General features: G+C 70.3%; 9 protein-coding genes. 3 read left to right on the top strand and 6 right to left on the bottom strand.

All coding sequences use genetic code 11. From position 1 onward, the window contains the following. The coding region (locus BM041_RS30055; protein WP_175534008.1) for a M10 family metallopeptidase C-terminal domain-containing protein at positions 1 to 571 on the top strand (571 nt) is incomplete at its 5' end. 49 nt (positions 572 to 620) lie between these two features. Here BM041_RS30055 and BM041_RS18085 read toward each other — a convergent pair. Beyond that, on the bottom strand, positions 621 to 1,589 hold the full coding sequence (locus tag BM041_RS18085; RefSeq protein ID WP_175534007.1) for a tripartite tricarboxylate transporter substrate-binding protein: 969 nt from the start codon (positions 1,587 to 1,589) through the stop codon (positions 621 to 623). 127 nt (positions 1,590 to 1,716) lie between these two features. Between BM041_RS18085 and BM041_RS18080 the strand changes: the two genes are divergently transcribed. Together BM041_RS18080 and BM041_RS18075 are read left to right on the top strand one after the other, a co-directional pair. Continuing rightward, positions 1,717 to 2,751 (top strand): alpha/beta fold hydrolase, encoded by a 1,035-nt coding sequence (locus BM041_RS18080; protein WP_092961290.1) that lies wholly within the window; start codon positions 1,717 to 1,719, stop codon positions 2,749 to 2,751. A 50-nt stretch (positions 2,752 to 2,801) separates the two neighbouring features. Further along, positions 2,802 to 3,914, top strand: coding sequence for an MFS transporter (locus BM041_RS18075; protein ID WP_092961289.1), 1,113 nt, complete (start codon positions 2,802 to 2,804; stop codon positions 3,912 to 3,914). Here the strand turns inward: BM041_RS18075 and BM041_RS18070 are convergent. From BM041_RS18070 to BM041_RS18050, 5 genes are read right to left on the bottom strand one after another with little or no spacing between them, the layout of a single operon-like run. Beyond that, positions 3,906 to 5,465, bottom strand: coding sequence for an ABC transporter substrate-binding protein (locus tag BM041_RS18070; protein ID WP_092961288.1), 1,560 nt, complete (start codon positions 5,463 to 5,465; stop codon positions 3,906 to 3,908). The genes BM041_RS18075 and BM041_RS18070 overlap by 9 nt on opposite strands. A 30-nt stretch (positions 5,466 to 5,495) precedes the next feature. Beyond that, positions 5,496 to 6,560 (bottom strand): D-2-hydroxyacid dehydrogenase, encoded by a 1,065-nt coding sequence (locus BM041_RS18065; protein WP_217648756.1) that lies wholly within the window; start codon positions 6,558 to 6,560, stop codon positions 5,496 to 5,498. A gap of 57 nt (positions 6,561 to 6,617) precedes the next feature. Next, positions 6,618 to 7,226, bottom strand: coding sequence for a protocatechuate 3,4-dioxygenase subunit alpha (gene pcaG, locus BM041_RS18060; RefSeq protein ID WP_092961287.1), 609 nt, complete (start codon positions 7,224 to 7,226; stop codon positions 6,618 to 6,620). Positions 7,227 to 7,230: 4 nt separating this feature from the next. Next, positions 7,231 to 7,971, bottom strand: a complete 741-nt coding sequence (gene pcaH / locus BM041_RS18055) for a protocatechuate 3,4-dioxygenase subunit beta (protein ID WP_092961286.1) — start codon at positions 7,969 to 7,971, stop codon at positions 7,231 to 7,233. Beyond that, positions 7,968 to 8,807: a BKACE family enzyme gene (locus BM041_RS18050; protein WP_092961285.1), complete on the bottom strand. Its 840-nt coding sequence runs from the start codon at positions 8,805 to 8,807 to the stop codon at positions 7,968 to 7,970. The genes pcaH and BM041_RS18050 overlap by 4 nt, the downstream gene beginning before the upstream one ends. Between the last annotated feature and the right edge of the window lie 44 nt (positions 8,808 to 8,851).

Raw genomic sequence — 8,851 nt, 5'->3', positions numbered from 1 at the left:
CTACGTGGTCGATGCCATCGGCGATGTGGTGGAGGAGGCCGCGGATGGCGGCATCGACCGTGTCACCGCCTCCATCGACTATATGCTGGGCGCGGATGTGGAGCAGCTGCGGCTGACCGGCGCGGGAGACCTGGATGGCACGGGCAATGCCCTCGCCAATACGCTGACCGGCAATGCCGGCGCGAATGTCCTGGATGGCGGTGTGGGCAATGACACGCTGAGTGGCGGCCTTGGCGCCGATACGCTGGTCGGCGGCACGGGCCTGGATCGCTTCTTCTTCAACGCGCTTGACAGCAGCCAGGCGGCATCGCCCGACATCATCCTCGACTTCAGCCGGGGACAGGACCGCGTCCAGGTCGACGCCATCGATCCGAGTGCCGCGCCGGGCAACCAGGCCTTCCTCTGGATCGGCAGCGCCGGCTTCACCGGCACCGGCGTCGCGCAGGCCCGCACCTGGCAGGACGGCACGGATACCTATGCCGGCTTCGATGACGGATCGGGTGGCGAGGCGGAGATGGTGATCCGCTTCAACGGCCTGCTGGCCCTGACAGCCACGGATTTCATCCTGTAGCCAGGGCGCGGGGGGCGCGCTGCGGCGCCCCCCGCCGCGCCCCTTGGCATCACTCCACGCGGATGTTCGCGGCGGTCGCCACCGCTTTCCAGCGCGCCAGGTCGGCCTGCAGGAAGCGGTCGGCGGAGGCGGCGTCGCCGCTCCCGGGGCGGGCACCCTCGGTCGCCAGGTAGTTCGCCAGGCGCGGGTCGGCCAGCGCCTCATTGGCCGTCGCATTGACCAGGGCGCGCACCTCCGCCGGCAGGCCGCGGCGCGCCAGCAGCCCCCACCAGATCCCGGCCTCGTAATTGGGCAGGCCGGATTCGCGCGGCGTCGGCCCGGGCGGCCCGTTGGCCGGGCGCTGTTCCGACGTCCAGCCCAGCACCTTCACCCGCCCGCCCTGGATGACACCGGCGGCGGAGGGCATGGTCGTGAAGATCAGCTGGATGGTCCCCGCCACCAGATCCGTCGTCGCCGGGCCCATGCCGCGATAGGGCACGTGGGACATCTGCAACCCGCCCGCTTCCCGCGCGAACAGCTCCGTCGCCAGCTGGTTGATGCTGCCGGGGCCGGAGGATCCGTAATCCACCTTGCCGGGATTGGCGCGGATATAGGCCACGGCCTCCGCCAGCGTATTGGCGGGGAAGCCCGGTGCGGCGATCACGACCAGCGGCGCGGTGGCCAGAAGGGCCACCATCTCGAAATCCTGGGCGGCGTCATAGGGCGTGCGCTGCACCGCCGCGCTGGTGGCGAAGGTGGAGGAGGTGACCATCAGCACATGCCCATCCGCCGGCGCGCGGGCGACCTCCGCCGATCCGATGGTGCTGCCGGCGCCTGGCCTGTTGTCGATGACGAAGGGCTGGCCCAGCCGTCGCTGCATGATCTCCGCCAGCGGCCGCGCCACCGCATCGTTGCTGCCGCCGGGCGGGTAGGGGACGACGACGCGGACAGGCCGCTGCGGCCAGGCGCTTCCCTGCGCCAGCGCCGGCAGGGCAGGGGTGGCGGCAAGCGCGATCAGCGCACGGCGATGGAGCCTCATCGGGCGGTTTCCTCCTCGGTCTGGGGCGCAGTCTTGCGCCGCTGAGGCGCGCGCGCCACTCCCCCTGGCTTCCCAGGCCGCCCCGCCGGGAGGATGCTGCGCGTCACCTGAAGGGGAAGGAAGCCACATGAGCATCACGGGATGGCGCGCGCTGGCACTCGGTGCCGCGATGCTGGCGCCGGGCCTCGCGCAGGCGCAGGCCACAGGTCCGATCACGCTGGAACGCTTCGGCTCTTTCCATGTCGGTGGTCGCCTGGTGGAACTCTCCGGCCGCCCGGTGCGGGAATACCTGCCGACCGTCGGCGGCGCGCCGCTGCGCATCGACCCCAATGGCGTGCATGTCGTGGGCCAGATGTATGCCCGCTTCATGGTCCCGGCGCCGACTCGCGGCAGCGCGCCCCTCATGCTCTGGCACGGCGCCTACCTGACCGGCGTGACCTATGAGACGACGCCGGATGGGCGGGAGGGCTGGGAGCATTTCTTCCTCCGCCGCGGCTGGACCACCTATGTGACGGATGCGGTGGAGCGCGGCCGCAGCGGCGCCGCCATGTCGCCGGAGATCTATTCGCCCCCGCTGCACCTGCCCACCGCCAACCCGTGGGAGCGTTTCCGCATCGGCGATGGCGCGGGCTCCCACGCCCGCGGCACGGTGCTGCCCGGCAACCAGTTCCCGACCGACCAGGCCAGCTATCTGAACTTCATGCGCCAGGTGGTGCCGCGCTACCTCGACACGGATGAGGATGTGATCGCCGCCTATATCGCGCTGCTGGAGCGCACCGGGCCGTCGGTCGTCATCGCCCACAGCCAGGGCGGCGCCTTCGCCTGGCAGGTCGCGCAAAGGCGGCCGGACCTGTTCCGCGCGCTGGTGCTGGTGGAACCCGCCGGCACGGGCGTGGCGGCGGAAGCGGCGAAGCTCCGCGGCATTCCCCAGTTGCTGGTCTATGGCGATTATGTCGATGCCGACCCGCGCTGGTCCGTCATCCGCACCAATGCGCGCCGCTTCTCCGCGCTGGTGCGGGACGCCGGCGGCAGCGTGGAGGATGTGGACCTGCCATCCCGCGGCATCCGCGGCAACAGCCACATGGTCATGATGGACCGCAACGGCGATGCGGTGGCGGGGCTGATCCAGGACTGGCTGGCGGCGCAGGGGTTGTACCGCTGACAGTCCAGCAGCGCCTCCCCTGGGCGCTGATCGCCGCGGCATGCCTCGCCATGTTCGCGGCCTCCGCCAGCGGCACGACGCGCGCGCCCTTCCTGCTGGACATGGCGCGCGACCTGGGGGCGAGCCTGACGCTGACGGCCAATGTGATGGCCTTCACCTCCATCGCCTGGGGCAGCGCCTCGCTGATGGCCGGCGCGCTGTCCGACCGCTTCGGGCGCCGGCCCTTCCTGGTGCTGGGGCCGATCGGCCTGGCGCTGGGGACGATGGGCGTCGCGGTCTCCAGCGGCTTCATGGGGGTGGCGATCTGCGCAACCCTGGCCGGCGCCTCCGCCGGTACCGCCACCGGCGCGCTGATGGCGGAAGTCTCCTCCCGCGTCGCGGACCGGCAGAGGGGCCGGGCGCTGGGCTGGGTCATTGCCGGGCAGTCCATGGCGCTGCTGGTCGGCGTGCCGCTGGCGGCCTGGCTCGGCGCCTTCATCGGCTGGCGCGGCGTGAACTGGTGCGTCGCGGCGGTGACGCTGCTGGCCGCGCTCGGCCTCTTCGCCACCACGGGCCGCCCGGCGGCGGTGCCCGCGGGGGGCCGCAAGCCCAGTGTCAGCTACCGCGCGGCGATGTCGCCCCTCGTGCTGCGCCTTCTGGCGATGGGGGTGGCGGAGCGAAGCTGCTACGGCCTGGCGGTCGTCTTCTTCGCGACCTTCCTGCAAGCGACCTATGGCGTCCCGCTGGCGACGCTCGCGATCCCGCTGGCGATCTTCGCGCTGGGCAACATCCTCGGCACCATCGTGGGCGGGCAGTTGGCGGACCGGCTGCCGGACCGGCGCGTGACCTATGCGGGGGCGATGGTCGCGGCATCCGGCATGGCGGTGCCGCTCTTCCTCTGGACCAGCGGGCTGGCGGGGTCCGTCGCGCTCGGCTTCGTCTTCGTCTTCTGCGCCGCGGTGGCGCGCCCCAGCCTGATGGCCGCGCTGGCGAATGTGCCGGATGAGGTGCGCGGCACCGTGCTCGGCCTGAACGTCACCAGCGCCGCCTTCGGCTGGCTCGGCGCGGCGAGCCTTGGCGGCATCGTCATCGCCACCTTCGGTTTTCCCGGTTTTGCGCCCCTGGCGGCAGGCTTCGGCATGGTCGGCGCGGTGCTGGCGATCACGGGGCGCCGGTCATCTTGAAATCCGCGCCTGGGTGATGCGGGTGTAGTCGTAGCCCGTCGCCCCATAGGTCACGCCGCGGCGGGAGGCCCAGAAATTCGTCATCTGGTAGAGGGGAATGATCCCCACATCCTCCATCGCCATCGCGACGGCCTGGCGCAGCATCCCGTCCCTCTGCCCGTCATCCAGCGTGGTCAGCGCGCGGTCCGTCAGCGCATCGAGGGCGGGGTTGGAATAGCCGGACCGGTTGAAGGCGCCGGTCAGCCTTTCCCGGCTATAGGTGTTGAACAGGTTGACCAGCGCATAGCCCGCATGGGTCTGGCTGGCCCAGCCGAACATGGAGACCGCGTATTCCAGGTTCGCCGCCCGCGCCGCATAGGCCGCGAAGGGCACGGCCTCCACCTGCGTCTGCACGCCGATCCGCGTCCACATCTGCCCGATCGCCTGCGCCGCGATGGAATCCGTGGGGCGTGACGTGGCGGAGACATGCACGGTGATCCGGAAACCCTGGGGATAGCCGGCCTCCGCCAGCAGCCGCCGCGCGCGTTCGGGGTCGAAGGCCGGGACCGGCACATCCGGGTTGTAGGCCGGGGAGAAGGACGGCATCCACTGGCCATTGGGTGTCGCCGTGTTCTGCATCACCCGGTCCGCCAGCCCCGCGCGGTTGATGGCGATGGAGAGCGCCTGGCGCACGCGCTGGTCGCGCAGCGGGTTGCGGGGCAGGGGGCGGCCTTCATGGTCCGTCACGAAGGGCGCGACCTCCGCCGCCTGGTTCGGCGCCAGGTAGATCAGCCGCATCCCCTGGCGCGAATGGACGGCGAAGCGCGGGTCGGATTGCAGGCGGGGCAGGTCGTTCGGCGATGGCGTGTCGATCAGGTCGACCGTGCCCGACAGCAGCGCCGCCGTGCGCGCCGCCGCGTTGGGCAGGTACTTGATGATGGCGCTGTCCCAGTCGGGCCTCGGCCCCCACCAATCCTCGTTCCGGACAAGCTCCGTCTGTTCATTGGTGGAATAGCGCACCAGGCGATAGGCGCCGGTGCCGATGGCGGCGCGGCCGGTATTGTAGTCCTCGGTCGTCGCACCCTCTCCGGCGCGGCGGGACACGATGGCAAGGCCCGACATATCCACCGCCAGGTTCGGCGCCGGGCCGTTGGTGTGGAAGCGGATGGTCAGCGCATCCACCACCTCCACCCGCGTGATGGGGCGCACCGCGCCGCCATAGCCGCCCGTCGTGTTGGGCACGTTGGGCGCGCGCTGCACGGTGAAGGCGACGTCGTCCGCGGTGAAGGGCCGGCCATCCGTCCAGCGGACATTCGGCCGCAGCTTGATCTCCCACACCGTCTCCGCGATCGGGCGCCAGGACAGGGCGAGCCCCGGCGCCACCGATACCTCTGGCGTCAGCAGGAACAGGGTGTCGAACAGATTGTAGCTGAGCGTCTGGGTGGAGGTTCCGTTGTGGAAATGCGGATCGACCGAGGTCGGCGCCGCGCTGACGCCGATGGTCAGGCGCTGCGCCAGGGCTGGCATCGCCGCCAGCATCAAGGCCACCGCACCGTGAAGGATCGTCTTCATGCCCCGCTCCCGCCTTGCGGGGCCATGGCATCAGTAGAGGCGGGGCTTGTCCAGCAGGTTCCGCATCGCCTCCGGCCGCCCCTCCAGCCAGAGGCCGAGATTGTGCAGGAAGATGTCGGTGATGCGCCCGTTCTCCCCATCCACCGTGCTGGCGGAATGCGGGCTGATCAGGACATTCGGCATGTCCCAGAGCGGGCTTTCCGCGGGCAGGGGCTCCACCTCCGTCACATCCAGCGCGGCGAAGGCGATATGGCCGCGGCGCAGCGCCTCGATCATCGCCACTTCGTCCACCACCTGGCCGCGCGCGATGTTCACCACCGCGATGCCGGGCTTCATGGCGGCGATGGCGGTGGCGTCGATCATCCGCTCCGTCTCCGGCGTATGCGGCACGGTCAGCACGGCGGCATCGGCGCGGCCCAGCGCCTCGTGCAGCGCCGATACCGGCAGCACCTCATCGAACAGCGCGCCATGGTCGCGGGATTGCGCGGGGTTCCGCGCGATGGCGATGACATGCATGTCGAGCGCCTTGGCGATGCGCGCGGAGCCACGCGCCAGGTCGCCGGCGCCGAGGATCACCAGGGTGCGCCCCGCGATCTCCTGCCCGCAGATGCGCAGCCAGCGATGCGCGCGCTGCTCCGCGCGGAGGTAGTCGAGCTGCCGGAAATGCGCGAGCAGCGCCATGAAGACGAATTCCGCCAGCGGCTGCGCGTGCACGCCGCGCGCCGTCGTCACGATGATCGGGCTGTCGATCAGCCCGAGCTTCGCCACCGCCTGGCCGACACCCGTGCTGGTGGTCTGGATCCAGCGCAGTTGCGGCATCATCGCAAGTTCCGAAGCGGAGGGAAGGTCGAAGGCGATGGTCGTGCGCGGCAGCAGCGCGTCCCACTGCGCCTGCTGCTCGGCCGTCCGCGTCAGCGGGTGGCCCTTGTGGTCGTTGCGGTAGCGCGTGGCGGGCAGCAGGTCCGGCTCATGGAGCACCTCCACGCGGCCCGGCGCGAAGGCGGCGATCCGCGCGACATGCTCGGCTTCGAGCGGGGAGGTGATGAGGATGGTCTCGCGCTGCATGATCGCCGGCTCCGTGCTGGCGGCGATCATGCGGAGGCCAAAGGGGGGAGGCAAGGCGAAGGGGGGCAAGGCGTCCCCCCGCCGGGTTCAGATATCGAAGAACACCGTCTCGTTCTCGCCCTGCAGATGGATGTCGAGGACGTAGCGCCCCGCTGCCTCCCGCCGCGCGATCAGCGTCTGGCGCCGTGCGGGCTGCTCGATGATCCGCAGCACCGGATCCTCGGCATTCGCGGCTTCCTCATCGGCGAAATAGAGCCGCGTCGAGAGCCCGATATTGATGCCCCGCGCCACGATCCACAGCGAGATGTGCGGCGCCATGCGCTTGTGGCCGTGGCGGCCGGGCACGCGGCCCGGCTTCACCGTCTCGATCGACCAGAGCCCGCTCTCGAAATCCGTGCCGGTCCGCGCCCAGCCGCGGAAGCCATCGGGCGTCGGCGTTGCGTGATGGAGGCCCGCCGCATCCGCCTGCCAGCTCTCCACCAGCGCGTCGCGCACCGGGCTGCCAGTGCCGTCGAAGATGCGGCCCTCGATCCGGATGCGCTCGCCGGGAGTCGTGGCGCCGATTGGTGACTCGCCGAGGTTGTTGGCAAAAATGTCGAAGCCGGCCTGCTTCGGAATGAGCCCGATATGCACATAGGGGCCGGCGGTCTGGGACGGGGTCTCGGCCAGGTAGCCGAGGGCGTTGGGGGTGAACATCGCCTCAGTTCCCTTCCAGCCTGTTCTCGAACAGCGTGGACCGGCTGCCGCGCAGCACGATGTCCCAGCGATAGGCCAGCGTATCCAGCGGCACCGCCGCCTCCAGGTCGAGCTTCGCCACCAGGCGTTCCCGCGCGGCGGGATCGGGGATGGTGCCGAGGATGCTGTCGCGGCCGATCAGCGGATCGCCCTCGAAGTAGTTCTGCGTGATGAGACGCTGCGCGAAGCCCGTGCCGAAGACGGAGAAATGGATATGCGCCGGCCGCCAGTCATTGCCCCGGTTGCGATAGGGGTAGGGGCCGGGCTTCACGGTGCGGAAGGCGTAGCGCCCCTCCGCATCCGTGATGGTGCGGCCGCATCCCCCGAAATTCGGATCGACCGGCGCCACATAGGTGTCGTTGCGGTGGCGGTAGCGCCCGCCCGCATTGGCCTGCCAGAATTCCACCAGCACGCCGGGCACCGGCCTGCCGCTGCCATCCAGCACGCGGCCATGCATGATGATCCGCTCGCCAATGGGTTGGCCCGTCTTCGCGTAGTTCAGGATCAGGTCGTTATCGAGCGGCCCGATATCGCCATGCCCGAAGACCGGGCCCGTGACCTCGCTGAGCGAATTCTGCAGGGAGATCAGCGGCCGGTGCGGCCCGCGCAGCACGCTGGTCTTGTAGATCGGCGTCACCGCCGGCGGGTGCTGGTCCCGGTCCCTGGGTACAAACTCGCGCGGGACGAATTCACGAAGGGCGGTCATGCCACGATCTCCTTCAGCCCCAGCATCGCGCGCGCCTGCCTTGCGGTCGCGACGGGCCTTCCCTGTTCCGCGGCCATGGCCGCGACATGCGCCACCAGCGCGGCGTTGGAGGGGGCGAGGGTGTTCCGGTCCATCCGGATGTTGTCCTCCAGCCCCGTCCGCGTGTGGCCGCCCATCTCCAGCGCCCAGCGCGCCACCTCGAACTGGTGGCGGCCGATGCCGGCGGCGGTCCAGGTGGCGCCGGGCAGCACTTCCTTGAGCTTCGCGACCTCGAATTCCAGCACGTCGCGCCGCGCGGGCAGGGCGTGCTTCACGCCCATCACGAACTGCACATGCGGGCGCGGCAGGATCAGCCCCTCCGCCACCAGGTCTGCCGTGTTGAACAGCATCGCCAGGTCGAAGACCTCGATCTCCGGCCGCACGCCGAGGTCGCGCATGGTGGTCGCGAGGGTGCGGACGAAATCGGGCGGGTTCTCATAGACGATGGTCGGAAAATTCACGCTGCCGGTGGCGAGCGACGCCATGTCCGGCTTCAGGTGCAGCATCGCGCCCCGCGCCTCCAGCGCCCGCCCGCGGCCGCCGGTCGAGAACTGCACGATGATGTCGGGGCAATGCTTGCGGATGCCCTCCTGGAAGGCCGCGAATTTCTCAGGGTCGGAGGACGGCGTCTCATCCGCGTTGCGGACATGGACATGCACCAGGCTGGCGCCGGCCTCATAGGCCGCATGGGTGCTCTCGATCTGTTCCGCGGTCGTCACCGGCAGGGCCGGATTGTCCTTCTTTCGCGGGACGGAGCCGGTGATGGCAACCGCGATGATGCAGGGCTCAGGCCTCATGGGCGCCGCTTCCTCCGTTCTGGTGGCCGATCCTAATCTTGTAT

The sequence above is a fragment of the Falsiroseomonas stagni DSM 19981 genome (assembly GCF_900114315.1).
Classification (GTDB): domain Bacteria; phylum Pseudomonadota; class Alphaproteobacteria; order Acetobacterales; family Acetobacteraceae; genus Falsiroseomonas; species Falsiroseomonas stagni.
This window is presented reverse-complemented; position numbering and strand designations above follow the sequence as displayed.

What these genes read in the sequence shown, in the direction of transcription:
- BM041_RS18085 (WP_175534007.1), bottom strand. Translation starts at nt 1,589, where the DNA reads ATGAGGCTCCATCGCCGTGCGCTGATCGCGCTTGCCGCCACCCCTGCC.
- BM041_RS18080 (WP_092961290.1), top strand. Translation starts at nt 1,717, where the DNA reads ATGAGCATCACGGGATGGCGCGCGCTGGCACTCGGTGCCGCGATGCTG.
- BM041_RS18075 (WP_092961289.1), top strand. Translation starts at nt 2,802, where the DNA reads ATGTTCGCGGCCTCCGCCAGCGGCACGACGCGCGCGCCCTTCCTGCTG.
- BM041_RS18070 (WP_092961288.1), bottom strand. Translation starts at nt 5,465, where the DNA reads ATGAAGACGATCCTTCACGGTGCGGTGGCCTTGATGCTGGCGGCGATG.
- BM041_RS18065 (WP_217648756.1), bottom strand. Translation starts at nt 6,560, where the DNA reads ATGATCGCCGCCAGCACGGAGCCGGCGATCATGCAGCGCGAGACCATC.
- pcaG (WP_092961287.1), bottom strand. Translation starts at nt 7,226, where the DNA reads ATGTTCACCCCCAACGCCCTCGGCTACCTGGCCGAGACCCCGTCCCAG.
- pcaH (WP_092961286.1), bottom strand. Translation starts at nt 7,971, where the DNA reads ATGACCGCCCTTCGTGAATTCGTCCCGCGCGAGTTTGTACCCAGGGAC.
- BM041_RS18050 (WP_092961285.1), bottom strand. Translation starts at nt 8,807, where the DNA reads ATGAGGCCTGAGCCCTGCATCATCGCGGTTGCCATCACCGGCTCCGTC.